This is a genomic window from Streptomyces sp. CA-243310 (assembly GCF_050936775.1).
Classification (GTDB): domain Bacteria; phylum Actinomycetota; class Actinomycetes; order Streptomycetales; family Streptomycetaceae; genus Streptomyces.
Genome location: NZ_JBNJMF010000003.1, coordinates 493,226 through 510,727, shown reverse-complemented (window position 1 = coordinate 510,727; position 17,502 = coordinate 493,226). Strand labels below are relative to the sequence as shown.

13 protein-coding genes are annotated in these 17,502 nt (G+C 70.1%); 4 read left to right on the top strand and 9 right to left on the bottom strand.

The genetic code is table 11. From position 1 onward, the window contains the following. Positions 1 to 114: 114 nt before the first annotated feature. Together ACQEVM_RS35515 and ACQEVM_RS35510 are read right to left on the bottom strand one after the other, a co-directional pair. Positions 115 to 369 (bottom strand): hypothetical protein, encoded by a 255-nt coding sequence (locus ACQEVM_RS35515; protein ID WP_433086317.1) that lies wholly within the window; start codon positions 367 to 369, stop codon positions 115 to 117. Between the two features lie 2 nt (positions 370 to 371). Further along, positions 372 to 3,683, bottom strand: a complete 3,312-nt coding sequence (locus tag ACQEVM_RS35510; RefSeq protein ID WP_433086315.1) for a hypothetical protein — start codon at positions 3,681 to 3,683, stop codon at positions 372 to 374. A gap of 421 nt (positions 3,684 to 4,104) precedes the next feature. Here ACQEVM_RS35510 and ACQEVM_RS35505 point away from each other — a divergent pair, with 421 nt between their 5' ends. The 3 genes from ACQEVM_RS35505 to ACQEVM_RS35495 all read left to right on the top strand — a co-directional run bounded on the left by ACQEVM_RS35505 (position 4,105) and on the right by ACQEVM_RS35495 (position 8,541). Next, entirely contained in the window at positions 4,105 to 4,590 is a 486-nt protein-coding gene (locus ACQEVM_RS35505) for a hypothetical protein (RefSeq protein ID WP_433086313.1), read from the top strand. 655 nt (positions 4,591 to 5,245) lie between these two features. Next, positions 5,246 to 6,787 carry an FG-GAP-like repeat-containing protein gene (locus ACQEVM_RS35500; protein WP_433086311.1) on the top strand — a complete coding sequence of 514 codons (1,542 nt, stop codon included), beginning with the start codon at positions 5,246 to 5,248 and terminating at the stop codon, positions 6,785 to 6,787. A gap of 194 nt (positions 6,788 to 6,981) precedes the next feature. After that, positions 6,982 to 8,541, top strand: coding sequence for a GDSL-type esterase/lipase family protein (locus ACQEVM_RS35495; protein ID WP_433086309.1), 1,560 nt, complete (start codon positions 6,982 to 6,984; stop codon positions 8,539 to 8,541). A gap of 64 nt (positions 8,542 to 8,605) precedes the next feature. Here the strand turns inward: ACQEVM_RS35495 and ACQEVM_RS35490 are convergent, their stop codons facing one another. The 6 genes from ACQEVM_RS35490 to ACQEVM_RS35465 all read right to left on the bottom strand — a co-directional run bounded on the left by ACQEVM_RS35490 (position 8,606) and on the right by ACQEVM_RS35465 (position 15,607). Next, positions 8,606 to 9,049, bottom strand: coding sequence for a hypothetical protein (locus ACQEVM_RS35490; protein ID WP_433086307.1), 444 nt, complete (start codon positions 9,047 to 9,049; stop codon positions 8,606 to 8,608). A 72-nt stretch (positions 9,050 to 9,121) separates the two neighbouring features. Further along, positions 9,122 to 9,766 (bottom strand): dihydrofolate reductase family protein, encoded by a 645-nt coding sequence (locus ACQEVM_RS35485; RefSeq protein WP_433086305.1) that lies wholly within the window; start codon positions 9,764 to 9,766, stop codon positions 9,122 to 9,124. A 221-nt stretch (positions 9,767 to 9,987) separates the two neighbouring features. Continuing rightward, on the bottom strand, positions 9,988 to 12,264 hold the full coding sequence (locus ACQEVM_RS35480; RefSeq protein ID WP_433086303.1) for a DPP IV N-terminal domain-containing protein: 2,277 nt from the start codon (positions 12,262 to 12,264) through the stop codon (positions 9,988 to 9,990). A gap of 113 nt (positions 12,265 to 12,377) precedes the next feature. Next, on the bottom strand, positions 12,378 to 13,052 hold the full coding sequence (locus ACQEVM_RS35475) for a DUF4097 family beta strand repeat-containing protein (protein ID WP_433086301.1): 675 nt from the start codon (positions 13,050 to 13,052) through the stop codon (positions 12,378 to 12,380). Positions 13,053 to 13,557: 505 nt separating this feature from the next. Continuing rightward, positions 13,558 to 15,387 (bottom strand): alkyl/aryl-sulfatase, encoded by a 1,830-nt coding sequence (locus tag ACQEVM_RS35470; RefSeq protein ID WP_433086299.1) that lies wholly within the window; start codon positions 15,385 to 15,387, stop codon positions 13,558 to 13,560. Beyond that, positions 15,380 to 15,607 (bottom strand): hypothetical protein, encoded by a 228-nt coding sequence (locus tag ACQEVM_RS35465; protein WP_433086297.1) that lies wholly within the window; start codon positions 15,605 to 15,607, stop codon positions 15,380 to 15,382. Before ACQEVM_RS35465 ends, ACQEVM_RS35470 begins: the two co-directional genes overlap by 8 nt. 164 nt (positions 15,608 to 15,771) lie before the next feature. Here ACQEVM_RS35465 and ACQEVM_RS35460 point away from each other — a divergent pair, with 164 nt between their 5' ends. Further along, positions 15,772 to 16,284 carry a hypothetical protein gene (locus ACQEVM_RS35460; RefSeq protein WP_433086295.1) on the top strand — a complete coding sequence of 171 codons (513 nt, stop codon included), beginning with the start codon at positions 15,772 to 15,774 and terminating at the stop codon, positions 16,282 to 16,284. A 98-nt stretch (positions 16,285 to 16,382) separates the two neighbouring features. On the opposite strand, the gene ACQEVM_RS35455 is transcribed toward ACQEVM_RS35460, so the two are convergent. After that, positions 16,383 to 17,489: an NAD(P)-dependent oxidoreductase gene (locus ACQEVM_RS35455; RefSeq protein WP_433086293.1), complete on the bottom strand. Its 1,107-nt coding sequence runs from the start codon at positions 17,487 to 17,489 to the stop codon at positions 16,383 to 16,385. Positions 17,490 to 17,502: the final 13 nt, after the last annotated feature.

Below are 17,502 nucleotides of genomic sequence, written 5' to 3'. Positions count from 1 at the left end.
GCCACGAACCTGGGGTGACGATCAAGCCGGGAACGGCGGGTACCGCCTCCCCTCAAGGGGGCGGTACCCGCCGTCCGGCCAAAACGTCAGATGGCGATCATGGTCACTGGCCCGTCACCTTGGCCTCTTCATCTGCTTCCACGACGCGACAGCCAGGGGTACGGAGACGATTCCTATGCCGAGCAGGATCAACCTGACCCCGATCCCGTCGTTCGTTATCGCCCCGCCGAAGCCCAGCACCATGCCACAGCACCCGAGGAACAACGAGCGCCAGCCGAGAAACATCTCGCGCAGTCCTGCGGAGGAACCCTTGACGAATCCCCCTCCCTGCAAGGACTCGAGCCACCTGCTGATCGCGTTCATTTTCACCGTCACATGATCGGGGCTTCAGGGAGCGGCTGCCCCAGAGGACCGAGGTGCCGGTCCCACACCAAGCCGCCCTTCGGAATGGCATAGTCGATGAGGGTTGCTCCGATGGCCACGGGCCAACCGAAGAGACGCACACCGAACCTACCAATCACTCCCGTGACCGGACCAATCTGACCGACTGAGCTGGCCCAGCCTCCCACCTGGCCGGTGAAGAAGGGACCGATGAATCCCTTGAAGGACTCTCCGGACTCCTCGAAGCGACCCCCCAGAGCGAGACCCACTCCGTCGATCGCTCCTCGCAGACTGAAGAAGCCCACGATGTCGCGAACGTAGTCCGGAACACCCGCGTTGCTGTGGATGGGGTTCGGCAGGTCGTTCTTCGGGTCGTCCTGCGGCCGGTACCCGGCCGTTGCGTTGTCCTCGGCCGTCTTGCGGGCTGCCGCGGCCTCGGCCTGCTGTTCCTCGTGCCGCTTGGTGGCTTCGAACTGCCACGCTTCCTTGGCGGCCTGATCGGCTGCAGCGGCATCCTTGCCGGCTGCCAGCGCGGCCGCCCTTGCGCGGCCGGCGGATTCGGCGGCACCGGCCGCGTAGTTGCTTGCGGTGACGGCGGACGCCGTCGCCTGGTTGGCGCTGTAGTTCGCCTGACGGCCGGCGACCTTCGCCGTCTGCGCGGCGTTCTTGGCGGTCTGCGCCGACGCGGCGGCTTCCGTGGCGGACTTGTCCGCGCTCTTCGCGTGCGCGCGAGCGGTATTGGCGAAGCCCAGTGCGTCATTGGACGACCTGCGTGCCTGCTCCGCGTACTTGTTGGCGTCGTCCGCCCTGCCCTGGGCGCGTGCGGCCGCCGCGGCGGCGGTGGCCGCGTGGTCGTAGGCCTCGGCCGCGGTTTGCGCCGCGATGCTGATCTGCGTACGGATCGCCGCCACGTGCGCGACGGTGTCCTGGTCGGCCTGCGCCGCGGTGAACTGCACCTGGGAAACGAACACCCGGATCACCCAGGAAGGACCCTCCAGCGCCGCGCGCGCGGCGGACTTCACGTTCGGACCGCCCTGCTCCAGAAGTCGCAGGGTTTCGACGCGATCGTCCTCGGCGAGAGCCTTGGGGTACTGGACGGTCAGGAACTGCTGGAGCGCCGTTGTCGAGCCGTTGTCGAGCGCCTTCGTACCTGCGGCCTTTACCGCCTTGCCCGCGCCTTCCATCACGCGCAGGGTACGGACCCGGTACTCGTCGTACTGGCCCTCGAACATGCCGGACTTGAGGAAGGTGCTCACCTCGGCGGGCCCCTTTGCCATCGCCGTCTGTGCGGCTGCGGCAGTCTTGGCCGTGCCCATCTTGGCGACGGCCAAGGCCGTCTCGCGGTCGTCCTGGAACCCGGCCTCGACGCGTTGGGTGCGCAGCCAGTCGAGCACCGCGGCATCGGATCCGGTGAGAGTGGTGTGGACCGCCTTTCTGGTCCAGGCGCCCGTGCTCTTCAGCATCCGGACGGCGGCCCTACGGGCCAGGGACACTGCTTCGACGTCGTTGTTCCCCAACTGCGCGTTCGCCTCGGCCAGTAGCTTCTTGGCGTCGGCATCGACGAGTTCGGCCTGCGTCTGGGCCATCTGGCCGAAGCTGCCCGCCTCCTCCTCGTAGGCCTTCAGATCCTGGGCGGCCTTGACGGCCTCGGCCTGCATCTCGTCCAGACGGACCTGCTCCGCCTCCCGGGCGAGGGCGTCCACACTGCCCGCCTGCTTGACGGCCTCCTGCGCGTTCTCCGCGGCTTGAAGGGCGGCCAGCGCATGGGCAGCCGCCTTCTTGGCCTCCGCGTCCGCTTCACCCGCGTGAGCTGCGGCCTCGTCGGCGGCCTTGGCGGCCGCCTCCGCGTGATCGGCGGCGGAGTTCGCGTAGCGGTGCGATTCCGTGGCCGCGGCAGCGGCCTGGTTGGCCAGTCGCACAGCGCGGTCTGCTGCATGCGTTGCCTGGTCCGCGGCGGCCTTGGCGTCGGCGGCTGCCCGCTTGGCCCGTTGCGCCTCGGCGCCAGCCACTCCTGACTGGGCGCCGGCCTCGGCGGAGGCGGCAGCCGCGGCGGCGGCGTTCTGGCCCGCGCGGGCTGCTGCCTGTCCGGAGGCGCCGGCCTGTCGGCTGGCGATGCCTGCGGCATCGGCCGCGGAGGCGGCACTACGGGCGCCTGCGGCGGCGTTCCGCGCCTCCACGGCGAGCTTGCGGGCGTTGGCGGCCTGCCCCGCGTCACCGATGGCAGCGTTGGCGGCCCGGTAGGCGCGCGCTGCGGCATTGCCTGCGGCTGCCGCGGCGGAGGCGGCGTTGGAGGCTGCGCCTGCGGCCGCGCGGGCTGCCGCGACAGCGGTGTTCGACGCGGATACCGCTGTACGAGCCGCGTCGGCCGCGCCCTTCGCGGCTTCCGCGGCGCGGTAGGCGGCTCGTCCGGCCTTGTCCGCGTCACCCTGAGCGGCGGCCGTCTCCGCAGCCGCCTTCACGGCGGCCTCCTTGGCGAGACGGGCCGCGGTGTCCGCCCGTTCCGCGGCCAGTTTGGCCCCCTCGGCCTCGACCTTGGCCTGCTTCCCGGCCTCGGTGGCGGCCTGGCCCAGCTGGGCTACGGTCATGCTCTCCATGTCGCGTGCACGGGCCAGGTCCTGACCGGACTCCAGGAAGGTGAGGATCTCCTGCGCGCCACCGTCCAAGGCCCGTGATCCGGCTTGCTGCATGGCGGGGCCGCCTGAGTTCATGAGGCTCATGACCCGCACCCGGTTGTCCTCGAAGGAGGCCTTGTGCCGGCCTTCTTGAAGAAATGCGTCCAGGGCCTTGGGCGTCCCGTTGTCGAGGGCCCGCTGGCCCTCACGGTTCATGGCCTTTCCGCCGTCGTGCATCAACCGCAGTACGGCCACCCGCCGGTCGTCCTGGAGGGGTTTCTCATAACCGGACTTGACGAACTCCAGCAGTTCTGCATCCGTGCCGGAGAGGGCCTTCTGGGCGGCGTCGGACACACCCTTGTCGGCGTTCGGCAGCATTCTCAGTACCGCGACGCGCGTATCGTCCACCGTGGCACGGTGAAGTCCCGTCCGGAGGAACGATTCCAGCTCGGCAGGCGAGCCCGTGAGGGCCTTTTCAGCCGATCTCTGGACGCCAATCCCGCCAATCAGCCACGCATCCAGCGCGTACTGACGGGCGTTGGCCGGCAAGGCCACGCTGCCGGGCTGCGCCGGAAGAGCGGCGGCGGCGGTGGTTCCGAATATGGAGGCGGCAACGGTGAGCGTCGCCAGAGCGCCGAGTCTCCCCCGGCGTTCGATAGTCGTCCGGCCCGAAATTATTGACGGTTTCATGTCAGATGTTGACCTGTCTATAGCGCACCCGTAGAGCGCGTGAGATCGAGAACGGCATCTAGATGATCACACGAGCCGACGCTCCCGACGCTGCGGGCATTCCGAGAATCGAGTGAGGGGGCAGCAATGCGGGATGGGCTCTGACCAGCCCCGACATGCGCCGGGATAAATAACATGACGTTGCCTCAAGGGCAACTCTATTAAGGCCTGTTGGTCAACTATGGCATGGGTCACACCAATGATCATCTTAAGCTGATTCTCATGTAATGTCCTTCCTGCCAGCCGCCCTGTGGGCATCCGTGACGATGCGTCACTCGCGTATCCGCAGGGGGTTCGCAGATGTGTCGACTTCAGGATGGCCACTCGGCGACCTTTCTTCCTGAACGAATGCGAGTCTTCAATGAGGCTGCCCTCACGCCTGATGGCCCTGAGCCTGACAGCTTCCGCCCTCTTGGCCTCCGGCGTCGCCTACGCGGCCGCTCCGGCCGGCCTCACCTCGGCCCAGAACAGCGCTGCCTCGAATTCTTCGGACATTCCCTCGGCGGTCGAGGATTTCGCATATCCGGATGCCGACCGGATCCTGCGCGAGAAGAACCTCGTACTCAAGCGAGGCGACGGAAACATCACGCTCGCCGAATGCGGTAGCGCCCCGGATCTGCTGACCTTCATCGGCCGTGACAGGGAGGACTTCTGCTTCCGCGTCACGGGCAAGTCGGGCTACCTTTCCCTGGAAGTACCCGCTGTCACCGGTGTGAAGAGCAAGGACCAGGCAGCCCTGATCGACATGACTGTCGACGGGGAAACCACGTCCTACACCGTGCCGAAGAACTCGTGGAAGGGTGTCGGCGAGACGATCGATCCCGCCAACCGTGAGCACGTCCTCGTCAAGATCGTCACGTCCCGATAGTCAGGCGCCCTGCCGGAGCCCTGTGGCTCAACTGTGGCTCGCCCGCCGGGCCACGCCATCCGCGCCAGGGTTCCGGTCGACTCGTTCCCGGTGTCACTCGGGTTCCGTGCTCCGGCAACACCAGCCAGGTCGCAGGCCACCGCGGCCGTGAGGCGAAGCCGATCCGCCATCCACGCCGCCCGTTGTCTTCAGCGAGGCGACCGCCGATGGCTCCGCCGTCGGCCTGTGGGCCTGCGGCAACGGCGCCAACGCCAACGCCAAGTGGAACCGCGTCTGACCTACAGGTGGAACTGCTTCTGATCCCCGGATGGAAGCGCGTCTGCCCCCTTCCGGCCCTGGGGCCGGCGGCCCGAGTGGCCGAAGGGTCTGAACCGAACCACCCCGCGCGGGGGCCTGACCCACCAGGCCCCCGCGTCTGCGGCCGGATCTCCCGGCCGAAGGACATGCAGTCCGAGCAATGACCGCGCGGGAGTCCGGCCGCGAGACAACGATCCGGCAGGTGTTGGCGGGCAGCCGCGCGGACGCCCGCTTCCTCTCGTCTCTCCGTACCCCCGGCCGGCAGCTCCCCGTCTCCACTCCACTCAGTGCGCCCGCGCACCGATCCCGGCTCAGAAGGATGTTCCCCATGTCTGTCTTCCGTCCTCGACCTGTACGCATGACCGGTCTCCTGATCACCGCGACCGCAGTCGTCGCGGGCCTGGTCTCGGCCGGGCCCGCCCAGGCCCTCACCGGCGCCGAGGCACCCGCCGGACAGCACCCCTCCGTGCTCAGGCTGAGCATCGGCGACGAGGCCGACAGCCGCGCCTGCACCGCGACCCTGATCGACGAGTGGTGGATCGCCACCGCCGCCAGTTGCTTCGCCGGCACGGCGGGGTTGCCGGTTCCCGCCGGCAAGCCCGCGCCGAGGGCCACCGTCACCCTGGCCGATGGCGACACCCGTGAGGTCACGGAGCTCGTACCGCGCCCGGAGCGCGACCTGGTCCTGGCCCGGCTGGTACTGCCCGCGCGGGGCGCGGTCACCGCCAAGGTCGCGGCCAAGGCACCGGGGGCCGGCACCGACCTCACCGCGGCCGGGTTCGGTCGTACGAAGACGGAGTGGGTTCCCGGCAAGCCGCACACCGGCGCGTTCACCCTGAGCGGCAACGACGCCACCACGCTGGCCATCACCGGCAAGGGCACCGACTCGCTCTGCAAGGGCGACACCGGCGGCCCGCTCCTGAACGCCGCCGGCGAGCTCGTCGCCGTCAACAGCCGCTCCTGGCAGGGTGGATGCCTCGGTACCGCCCCCACCGAGACCCGTACCGGAGCCGTCTCCGCCCGCGTCGACGACCTGGCGCAGTGGATCTCCCAGACCATCGCACCCCGCCGGTCGGCGGCGGTCAACGAAGCGGGTGGCAGTGGCCCGATCCGGTGGGCGGACTGGGACGGTGACGGCAAGCCGGACTACATCAACGTCGCCGACAGCGGCAGCGTCGAGGTCTACCTCAACCGGGGCGGCGACGGACGCGGCGGCTGGCAGGGGCTGGGCAAGGTCGCCGAAGGCGTGACCTCCGACCGCAACCGGGTCCGTTTCGCGGACTGGGACGGTGACGGCAAGTCCGACTACATCGTCATCAACACCGATGGATCCGTGGAGGCCCACCTCAACCGGGGCGGCGACGGACGCGGCGGCTGGAGCGGTACCGGCAAGATCGCCCGGGGCGTCACCAACGACGCGAGCAAGGTCCGTTTCGCGGACTGGGACGGCGACGGACGCACCGACTACCTCGTCTTCAACGACGCCGGCGCCGTCACCGCCTACCTCAACCGGGGCGGCGACGTGATCCCGGACAACGGCTGGCAGGTCCTCGGCCAGATCACCACGGGCGCCACCAGTGACCGCAACCGGGTCCGGTTCGCCGACAGCGACGGTGACGGCAAGGCCGACTACTTCACCGTCAAGCCCGACGGGAAGGTCGACCTCTACCTCAACCGGGGCGGTGACGTCGTACCGAACACCGGCTGGCAGGTCGTCGGTCAGATCGCGGCCGGTCTGACCACCGATCACACCAAGGTGCAGTTCGTGGACTTCAACGCCGACACCCACGCCGACTACGTACTGGCCGGCCCCGGCAACAGCGCGTCCGTCTTCGCGTGGAACGGCGGCGACAAGGGCAACGGTTGGACCGACCTCGGCAAGGTCGCCAGCGGCTCCTGACCTCCGGCACCCACCCCGAGCGGGTGGACGCCCCGTACGACGCCCCGTACGGCTCGACGTGACCGACCGCCTCCGGTCCTCCCCGCGGGGAGGACCGGAGGCGGCGTCCGTTGTGCCCGGCTCCTCCTGCCCCTTCCGGCGCGGCCCTCGTCTCGTGTCGTGGGCCGCCCTCACCTCCGAAGGACATCACGACGATGCGACGCAGTACCTCCCTGGCCCTGGCCCTGACCGCGGGTGCCGCAGCCGCCCTCGGCCCGAGTGTCACACCGGCCGCCGCGGCTCCGCAGCCGGCCCCACCGCTCGTGAGGATCATGCCGCTGGGCGACTCGATCACCGCCGGCGCGGGCAGTTCCGACGAGGCCGGATACCGTTCCCGGCTGTGGGAGTTGATGGCCGGCCAGTCCCGCTACACCGCCGACTACGTCGGCTCCGGCTCCTTCGGCAACACTGCCGACCCGGACAACGAAGGGCACAGCGGCTGGACCACAGGCGGGATCCGGGACAACATCGACCGGTGGCAGGCGGCCGCCGCCCCCGATGTCGTCCTGCTCCACCTGGGCATCAACGACCTCAACTCCCACAACGCCGACCCCGAGGGCGCCGCGGCCGAGCTGGTCTCGCTCATCGATCGCGTCCACGCGAACAAGCCCGGGGTCACCGTCATCGTCCAGGGACTGCTCCCCGACACGCGTGGCCAGTACGAGCGTACGAACGCCTTCAACGCCGTCCTGCGGGCCGCGGTCGCCGCCCGCTCCGCCACCGGCCGGCACCTGACCTACGTCGAGCCGCCGCGCCTGGACGTGGCGACCGAGCTGCCCGACGGCCTCCACCCCAACGACGCCGGCTACCGCAAGATGGCCGCCGCCTACCGGCAGGGCCTGGAGCAGGCCGTCACCGACGGCTGGACCCGGTCCACCCCGGCCCCGCGGGCCGGCACCGAGTCGGGCGGCACCGGACGCGTCCGCTGGGCCGACTTCGACGGCGACGGACGGACCGACGAGCTGACCCTCGCCGACTCGGGAGAGGTCCGGGCCCGCCTCAACCGGGGCGGGTCGGGAGCCGGTACCTGGCAGGACATCGGCCGCATCGCCACCGGCGTCACCACGGACCGCACCCGCGTACGTTTCGCCGATCACGACGGCGACGGGCGCGCCGACTACCTGTACGTCGCCCCGGACGGTTCCGTCACCGCCTACCTCAATCGCGGGGGCGACATCGGCGGCCCGAACGGTTGGGAGGGCATCGGCCGGATCGCCCGGGGCACGACGCCCACGCACCAGCAGGTGCGTTTCGCCGACTTCGACGGCGACGGACGCGCCGACTACTGGAGGATCGCCGACAGCGGAGCCGTCAACGTCCACCTCAACCGCGGGGGCGACACCACGGGGGCGGGCGGCTGGGTCGACCTGGGGCAGGTCGCCACCGGAACGACCACCGACCGGGCGCGCGTACGGTTGGCCGACCTCGACGGAGACGGTCGCACCGACTACTCCACCGTCAACCCGGACGGCAGCCTGACGACCTACCTCAACCGCGGAGGCGACCGCCACGGCGGCTGGCACGGGGCCGGCCAGATCACATCGGGCGTGACCACCGCCCACGAGCGTGTCCAACTCGCCGACGTCACCGCCGACACCCACGCCGACTACCTCGTCCAGGAACCCGACGGCCAGATCACCGTCCACGCCTTCAACGGCGGTGACCCCTCCCCCACCGGCTGGACCCGTCTCGGCCGGATCCCCGACGGTTCGTGATCACGCCATCCGCGCCTGTGTCCGGTACCTGACCGACGCTGGTGCAGTCGGTCAGGCACCGGGTCTACTCGGCCTCCAGGTCACCGCGGATCAAGGACACGGCGGATGCCAGTCGGCCGATTCCCTTCTGAACCTCGCGGATGCCGGCGGATGCCCGGGGTTCGTCCTTCGCGCCGGCCCCGGCGACGCACTCATTGCCCCCGTGTTCGAAGGTGGTCAGGGCCTCCGTCCAGAACCCGCGGGCGTTCTCGCTGGGGATGGTGTCGAGCTTCTTGGCCTTCTTCACCTCTGTCAGCAGTTCCTGGCAGGTGGTGCCCCAGACGTCCATCGGACGCATGCTCACCGCGTTGACCTGGCCCGAGGTGTCGGAGAGCGCTTTGACGCCGCTCTCGCCGCCGGAGGACCACCAGTCCTCCAGCTCCTCGGCCGGGGTCGAGCTGCACCCGGTCAGCAGCATCGCGGTGACGACGGCGGCTGTGGTGGTGATTAAGCGGACGCGGATGCGCATGGGTCCCCCTTGTTCGGTCCCGTGATGCTGTCAGGAACCACCGGAACCGGGTAGGGCCCGTACCGGAACCGGTCACTTCCGCCAGAACAGGTGGTGCGTCACCCCGCTCGGGCTGGGAACGACGTCCAGGTGGAACCGGTCGAGCAGCTCATCGGGCGACTCCCACAGTCGCACCCCGGAACCGAGCTTCACCGGCGAGACCGCCACGTGGAGGGTGTCGACGAGGTCGGCGTCGAGGAACTCCCGGATGGTGGTCGCTCCCCCACCGAGCCGGACGTCCTTGCCTTGCGCCGCCTCCCGGGCCCGTTGGAGGACCGTGGCCGGGTCGTCGTCGACGAAGTGGAAGGTGGTGTCGGAGAGGCTGAACGAAGGACGCTTGTGGTGGGTCATGACGAACACGGGGGTACGGAAGGGGGGCTCCTCGCCCCACCAGCCCTGCCAGTCGTGGTCCTGCCAGGGCCCCCGCTGGGGCCCGAACTTGTTGCGGCCCATGATCTCGGCACCGATGTTTCGGGGGTAGTCCCGGGTGAGGTAGTCGTCCAGGCCCCGGCTTCCCCCGGGTGCGGTACGCATGGGCCAGCTCGCCGTGGCGCCGGCCCAGGCGAACAGTTTCTCGGGCTCGACATGACCGAAGGGCCGCTCCAGGGTCTGGTCCTCGCCGGCGCCGATTCCGTCGATCGAGACGTTGAAGTTCTGGACTCTCAGCAGCTGAGCCACGTGTTCCTCCTGTGATCGCGACAGCGGTGATCGGTTCAGAGGCCGGCGCGGGCGCCGCGCCTCTTGAGGCATCATCGAACGAACACCTCGAAGCGTTCCACGTCAGCGGTCACGCGGGCTCGTGACGCGCGCTCTGCGCGAGACCACCCGTGTCGGAACGCTCGGCGCCCGCTGCCGGCAGCGCGGCAGCGGGCGAGCGTCAGGGGGACCCGCTTGTCCACTCAGGCGAACAGTTCGCCGAGCAGTTCGGGGCCGAGGGGGATCGGGGCAGGGCGGTGGGCCGGCGGCTGCGTACCCATCAGCTCGCGCACGAGGAAGTCCCAGGAGCGCTTGCGGACGTACGTCAGGCAGTCGATGAACGTGTGCTCGGCGCCCGGCACGATGAGCAGCTCGAAGTCCTTGTCGGCGGCGATGAGTCGGTCGGCCAGGCGGAGCGTGTGGTGCGGGTGGACCTGGTCGTCCAATTCGCCGTGGACGAGGAGGAGTTTGCCGGCGAGCCGGTCCGCGATGTCCACGTTGGAGGTACGGGCCCAGGCCTCGGGGTTGTCCGCGCCGTCGTAGGTCTCGACGAAGCCCGGGTTGAAGTGGGGGGCGTCGTGGGAACCGGAGAGCGCGACCCCGACCTTGAACACCTCGGGGAAGTCCAGCATGGCTCGCGCCGCGGCGAACCCGCCTCCCGAATGGCCCATCACGCCGAGCCGGTCCAGGTCCATCCACGGGCGGGTCTGGGCCAGCTGCCGCAGCGCCGCGACATGGTCGGCGAGGCAGCCGGCGTCGGCCAACCGGCCGTACGAGGCGTCGTGGAAGGACTTGCTCCGCCCCGGGGTGCCCCGCCCGTCCAGTGCCACCACCACGAAGCCCAGGGCCGCGAGGGGTTCCGCGTCGAGTCCCATCCCGCCGGGATCGAAGGAAGGGGCGACCCGGTCGAGCTGCGGTCCGGGGTAGACGTTGTCCACCACCGGGTAGCGTCGGGCGGGATCGAACCCGCGGGGTCGGTACAGCACCCCGTATATGTCCGTCACCCCGTCGGCCGCCTTGACGCGGAACCGTTCCGGCGCCGTCCAGCCGGTGGCGGTGAGCTTGCCGATGTCGGCGTGCTCCAGCTCGACGAGCACGCCCCCGGTCCAGTCCCGGACGCGGGTCACGGGCGGGGTGTCGACGGTGGACGCGGAGTCGATGAAGTACTCCTGGTGGTCGGGCATGGTGACGACGTGGTCCAGCGCGTCGTCCGTGAGCCTGGCGAAGCCGGAGCCGTCGAGGGCGACCCGGCACACCGTGCGCCGGTACGGATCCTCGTCGACCAGCCCGGAGGCGGTGAAGTACACCACCCGCTCGGCCTCGTCGACGCGCAGGATCTGCCGCACCGCCCACGCGCCGGAGGTGACCCGCCCGAGCAGTTCGCCGGTGCGCAGGTCGTGGCGGTACAGGTGTCCCCAGCCGTCCCGCTGCGAGTACCACAGCACCTCGTCGGCGAGTATCCGTACGATCGGCGGTTCGTACATCCACTGGTTGGGCTCCACCCGAGTGGATCCGGTCTCGCCGAGCACCGCGGTGACCTCGCCGGTGGTCGGGTCCATCCGGTACAGGGTGAGTGTGCGCAGGTCGCGCGGCCGGTCGAGGTAGTACACCGCCGAGCCGTCCGGGGCCCACCACGCCCACTTGGCCGTGATCGGCGACAACTGCGGCATGAGCAGCGGCTCGGCGTGCGCGCGGACCACCGTGCCCTCGACGACGTCCAGCACGACCAGTTCGGCCAGTGGCAGGTGCTCGTCCCCCGCGTAGGCGTACCGCTGGGTGTGCAGGAGGGGTGCGCCTCCGTCGGCGGGCCTGGCCTCCACCAGGTGCGTCCGGCGGACCTCGCGCTCGTCGGTCCGGTGCGCCAACACCTTCGTCGAGTCGGGCGACCAGGCGACCGCGGGTGGCAGGTAGGGCAGGCCGATCTTGCGCAGCAGGGTGCCGTTGGCCGTGCACTGCGGGCCGGGGCCGTACTGGTGGTCGGGCGCGCCGTCGGTGGTCAATGCCCACTCGCGGCCGTCGGACAGCGAGCGTGCCCACAGGTCGTGCCCTCGCCGGGACACTGCGAACTTCCCGTCGGGTGAGGGCACTTCCAGGGGGTTGCCGGGCGGTGTGAACTCGGCAGGCTCGCAGGCGTAGCCGTCCAGGCGGCAGCGCCAGTACGCACCGAGCGCGGCGAACTCCACGGTGTCACCTGCCAGTTCGATGGCCGTGAACGGCAGGGCCTCGGGGTCGACCGGCTGCCCGGAGGCGGTGGCCAGGGCATCGGCGAGCCGCGTGTGGTCGAAGGCCGGCTCGCGGGTACCGGCTGCCGGATCGACCAGGACGAACCGGCGGCCGGCACCCGTACTGACGGCGTACCAGAAGCGGGCACCGCCGTCGATCCACTGCGGTCTGACCTTGTCGCCGATGACGAGTTCGCCGGGGCGAACGGGGCGGCGGAAGAGTTGCTCTGCGGCCTGGTAGTCCTGAGTGGTGCTCATTCTGTGTCCCCTGTCGGTTTCGATCTCGGTCATGAGTGGTTCTCGTCGGGCTGCGGGTCAGAGGCTGCGAACCAAGGGCTGCGGGCCAAGGGCTGCGGGCCAGAGGCTGCGATTCAGAGGCTGCGGGCGGTGATGTCGCCGTAGGCGGTGGTCGCGTGGATGCTCAGGCCGGCGGTGGAACCTTCGGTGTTCTGGAGTGCGTTGTGGATGCGGCCGTGGCCGGTGCCGGCGTCCAGGGAGGCGGAGACCCCGCGAGCGGCGCCGACCGAGATGTCGCCGGCCTCGGTGCGCAGCTCCACGCTGCCGCTCACGGCCTCGGCGATGTCGAGGTCGCCCTTCTGAGTGGTGATGTGTGCGGGCCCGGACAGGCGGCCGATCGAGATGTCGCCGGCGAGGAGGGTGAGGCGGGCGCTCGCGGTCTCGTCGAGCTTGACCGTGCCCTGCGCGCCCTCGAAGGTCACGTCACCGAGCCGACCGACGCCCCGGAACTCACCCGCGGCGATCTTCGCCTCGACGTGGGAACCGGCGGGCAACTGGACCGTGATCTCGACGGATCCGGAGGAGGTGCCCAGGATCCGGTTCTTCGTCGGTGCGGCCTCGATCCGCAGGACTCCGTCGCGGTGGTCGACGGTGATCTGCTCGGCCGCCTTCACGTCGCGGCCCTTCGAGGCGTCTTCGGGCAGGACTTCGACGGCGGTGTCGGCGCGGTCGGCGGCGATGAACCGGATGCGGCCGGCGGGGATGTCGAGAACGGTGGAGATCGGGGCGGTGGTGTCGAACTTCAGCATGGTGTCTTCCTTCGCTTCGTTGTTTCCGATGACAGAAACGCTACGTTGCGTTCGAGAGACTGGCAACATACTTATTGCACGAAGTAGCCATCACAGCAGCTCAGATGCCCTATATCGTTGCAACGGAATGACGCCTAATGCAACAGCGGCATTATCGTGCGTTGCAACCGACTGAGAGTGAACGCTATGGCCGAGATGCCGCGGTCCCCGGGAAGCGTCGAAGAGACGCAAGAGACGCAAGACGGAAGAGACGTACGAGCATCCGCCCCGGGACGTCACGGCGTGGCGGGAGCACGGCGAGACGCCGACAGTCGTGGTGGCATCGCTCCACGGCGCGCCCGTCACCCCGTCGGACGACGCGGTGGTCTACCGGTCCGACGGGGTACGGCGGTTCCGACTGTGCCCGCCGCCCGGCCTGCCGAGTGTGGGCATCGGCATCCGGGACGGAGGCGGCGCGCCCGGACGGTGCGACAGCGCGGTCAAGCCACGTTGGCGAGCGGTGTGGTCACGGCGTGACGATGGCGAAGGCGGGGTCGGGGGTGTCGAGCAGGCTCACGAGGGTCGCGAAGGCCCCCGGGTCGCCCTGGACTTGTACGCCGTCCAGGCCCTTGCCGTCCAGGACGGCGAGCAGTTGTGGCTTGGTGAGGGTCAAGGTGAGGTCGGCGGCCGGGGACAGGCCGTCGGCCTCCGCGGCGGTGTCGGTGCTGCGGTAGGTGAGGGCGCCGTTGGACAGCAGCAGGTGCCAGGTGCGGCCCTCGTCGGTGACGTTCCAGTTCATCGTGAGCTTCTCGTCCCACGCGCGCGGTCCGTCGACGCGGATGGCGAGGGAGTCGACGAGCATGTCGACGGTGAGTGCCATCGCCATCTCGGGGTTGGTCGAGTCCAGTGCGGTGTGCGCGATGGTACCGCGCAGTTCCTGGGCTCCCATCAGATAGAAGTTCCGCCAGGTGCCGTTCTCAGAACCGTGGCCGAGCTTCTCGTACACCGAGGCCAGTGCCTGCTTGGCGGCCGTGTCATCGGGGGCGGCGAAGACCGCGTGCCCGAGCAGCGTCGCGGCGAAGCGCAGGTCCCCGGAGGCGGCGTACTCCTGGCCCTTGGCGACCAGCGCGGGAACGCCGCCGTAGTCGGCGGCGAAGCGGTGGGCCTGCTCGACCGGCGGGTGCTCCCACAGGTGTGCGGGGTTGCCGTCGAACCAGCCCATGTAGCGCTGGTAGATGGCTTTCACGTTGTGGCTGACGGAACCGTAGTAGCCGCGGTTGGCCCACCGGCGCGCGACGGCAGGCGGCAGTTCGATCAACTCGGCGATCTCCGGACCGGTCAGGCCCTGATTGATCATGCGAAGGGTCTGGTCGTGCAGGTAGGCCCACATGTCCCGCTGGCCGGCCAGGTGCGCGACGATGCGGTCCCGGCCCCAGGTGGGCCAGTGGTGCGAGGCGAACGCGACCTCGGCCCGATCACCGAACAGGGCGATCGTCTCGCTCAGATAGTGCGCCCAGACTCGTGGGTCGCGAACCAACGCGCCGCGCAGGGTCAGGATGTTGTGCATGGTGTGCATCGCGTTCTCCGCCATGCACAGCGCGCGCCGGTCGGGGAAGTGGAAGTTCATCTCCGCGGGCGCCTCGGTGCCCGGCGTCATCTGGAAGACGATCCGCACCCCGTCGAGGGTCTCCTCCTGGCCGGTGTGGGTGATGTCCAGTGTCGGCGGTACGAGGGTGATCGTGCCCTTCGACGTCGTCATGCCCAGCCCCGCGCCGATCTGCCCGGCAGGCCCCTTGGCCAGTTCGGCTCCGTACATGTACACCGCGCGGCGGGTCATCGCACCACCCGCGTACACGTTCTCCGCCACCGCGTGCTCCAGGAACCCGGCCGGGGCGAGCACCGGCACCGGCGGGTGCCCGTGCGGCAGGACCCCGCGCGAGCCGCCGAAGTGGTCGCCGTGCGAGTGCGTGTAGATCATCCCGGTGACCGGGCGGTCGCCGCGGTGCTCCCGGTACAGCGCGAGCCCGGCTGCCGCGGTCTCGGCGGAGATCAGCGGGTCGATGACGATGACACCGGTGCCACCCTCGACGAAGGTCATGTTCGACAGGTCCAGGTTCCGGACCTGGTAGATCCCTTCGGTCACCTCGAACAGGCCCTGCTTGTCGCACAGCCGGCTCTGCCGCCACAGGCTGGGGTGCGCGCTGTCGGGACAGTCCCCGTCCAGGAACGCGTACGCGTCACCGTCCCAGATGACGCGGCCGTCGTCCGCCCGGACGATCGCCGGCGTGAGGGCGGCGACGAAGCCCCGCTCGGCGTCCTCGAAGTCGGATCTGTCGGCGTAGTCGAGATCAGTCATAGGCAACAAATAACCCAAAGAGGTTCAATTTACTCGTCACCGCGTCGAGCGACAGGTCCGGCAGCCCGGACGCCGCCTCGCGAGGTGCGCGCTCACCGGTGGAGAGGTCTTTCGCGGGTGGGGCGAGGGCTCGGGCAACCGGTTCGGTCAGGGCGGCGCGGAACCGGCGGCGGAACCGGTGCCCCGTCGGGATCGGCGGGATGGGAGACTTGCCGGCCATGCACATGGCACATGGCTGATGCCGGACCGCTGTTGGCAGGCGGCTGATGCCGGACGGCAGACGGCTGACGGAAGATGCGGAGAGCGGACAGGGTGGACAGGGTGGACAGGGTGGAGATCATCGTGCGACGACGACGGAGGCGGCCAGCCGTGGTGTCCCTGGTCATGGCGGCACTGGTGACAGCGACGGCCACGGCCTGCGCCTATCCGCTGCAGGATCTCGGCCCGCTGCCCCCGCGGTTCTCCGGTCCGCCGCTGCCCGCGGACACTGCGGTCGCGGAGATGACGTCCGCACTCGCGGCGGAGGGCATCACGGTGGAGCGGGAACCCTCGACCTACAAGGGCATCTGTCACGAACAGCTCTTGGGACGGCATGCGGCGGAAACGGCGGACACCGCCCTCAAGGCGGCCTTCGTGCGGGCCCGTTCCGAACACGGCTGGCAGGACGGTCCTGACATGGGCAGCCGGACGCTCACGCTGACGAAGAACAACTGGACGGTCACGGCAGGCCTCCCCGGAGGGGAGGTGGCCCAAGGCATTCAGCCGCTGATCGTCATGTCGCTGACCTGCGTGGGCGGTGACAGCACCCCGTCCGCCGCCACCTCGCCTCCCGCGACCGCGCTCATACCTTCGCCTTCGCCTTCGACGGCGCTGACGCCCTCTCCGACGTCACCCTGACGGAGCTGACGGGCCTGACGGAGCTGACGGGCGTCCCGGTCTGACCGGCCCGCCGGCGACGAGACACACCTGGGGCAAGCACCCCACCCCACCCGACCTCAGCGGGACCCCACCTCTGAGGGGTTCGGCGGGCCGGGTTGCCGCAGGAACCGCTCGAACTCCTCCAGGAGCCGTCGTGACGCCGCCTGCATCGCGGACCGGGTCATGCCCGCCACGTGGGGGGACAGGACGCAATGGGGGTTGTCCGCAAGGGGCGAGGAGAAGCCGGGGCCCTCCACGTCGAAGACGTCGACCGCGGCCCGCCAGGGTCCGGACTCCGGGTCCCGCAGCGCACGGTCGAGCGCCGCCTCGGGTACGACGCTCGCTCGGGCGGTGTTGATCAGCACGGATCCGGGGCGCATCATCCGCAGCTCGTCGACCCCGATGAGGCCGGCCGTCTCGGGTGTGGCCGGCACGTGGACCGAGACCACGTCACAGCCGGTCAGCAAGTCGGCGAGGGTCTCCACACGACGGCCGGGCCAACCCGTCGCCCGCCCGGCGGTGAACCGCGGCGACCCGAACACCCGTACTTCGGCGCCGAACGCGCCGACCAGCTCGGCCACCCTTCGGGCAATCGCCCCCGATCCCACCAGCCCGACCCGCGCGTCGGCGAGGCTGCCCGTGGGCAGGCCCTCGATCGCCGCGCTCCAGGAGCCTGCACGCAGGGCGTGCGTGCGCCGGGAGACATCGCGCAGCGCGTCGAGCATGAGCGCCACGGTGAGTTCGGCGACCGCGTGCGCGTTCGCCCCCGGCGTCGTCCGGATGGCGACCCCCAGCCGTCGCGCCGCCTCGTGGTCGAAGGTGTCGGATCCGGCCGCGGCCCTACCGACGAGAGAGAGGCGGCGTCGGAGGCCGTCTGCCGTGGCCCGCTCCAGCAGGGCCCGGGTGAGGGGGATTCCGGCCCGGCACTTCAGGGCCTCGTACCCTTCCCCATCTGCCTCGATCCGCTTGGCAAGTTGCTCTTCGGAGAAACCGTCGAAGTCGACCGTCTCCCACTCGGCCTCGATGCGTGCCCGGAGACCGGCGTCCGGGACACGCCGAAGGTTGACGGTCGGGCGGAGGCCGAGGCCGGCCAGAGCGGTCAGTTCCGTGAGCGCCGTCCCACCCGGCGCCGGGTCCACGACGAGCACCCGGGCGGGGGTGCGAAGGTCCTGTGCCGCCTTCACGCGCCCCACCCCC

What these genes read in the sequence shown, in the direction of transcription:
- ACQEVM_RS35510 (WP_433086315.1), bottom strand. Translation starts at nt 3,683, where the DNA reads ATGAAACCGTCAATAATTTCGGGCCGGACGACTATCGAACGCCGGGGG.
- ACQEVM_RS35505 (WP_433086313.1), top strand. Translation starts at nt 4,105, where the DNA reads ATGGCCCTGAGCCTGACAGCTTCCGCCCTCTTGGCCTCCGGCGTCGCC.
- ACQEVM_RS35500 (WP_433086311.1), top strand. Translation starts at nt 5,246, where the DNA reads ATGACCGGTCTCCTGATCACCGCGACCGCAGTCGTCGCGGGCCTGGTC.
- ACQEVM_RS35495 (WP_433086309.1), top strand. Translation starts at nt 6,982, where the DNA reads ATGCGACGCAGTACCTCCCTGGCCCTGGCCCTGACCGCGGGTGCCGCA.
- ACQEVM_RS35490 (WP_433086307.1), bottom strand. Translation starts at nt 9,049, where the DNA reads ATGCGCATCCGCGTCCGCTTAATCACCACCACAGCCGCCGTCGTCACC.
- ACQEVM_RS35480 (WP_433086303.1), bottom strand. Translation starts at nt 12,264, where the DNA reads ATGAGCACCACTCAGGACTACCAGGCCGCAGAGCAACTCTTCCGCCGC.
- ACQEVM_RS35475 (WP_433086301.1), bottom strand. Translation starts at nt 13,052, where the DNA reads ATGCTGAAGTTCGACACCACCGCCCCGATCTCCACCGTTCTCGACATC.
- ACQEVM_RS35470 (WP_433086299.1), bottom strand. Translation starts at nt 15,387, where the DNA reads ATGACTGATCTCGACTACGCCGACAGATCCGACTTCGAGGACGCCGAG.
- ACQEVM_RS35465 (WP_433086297.1), bottom strand. Translation starts at nt 15,607, where the DNA reads ATGGCCGGCAAGTCTCCCATCCCGCCGATCCCGACGGGGCACCGGTTC.
- ACQEVM_RS35460 (WP_433086295.1), top strand. Translation starts at nt 15,772, where the DNA reads ATGGCGGCACTGGTGACAGCGACGGCCACGGCCTGCGCCTATCCGCTG.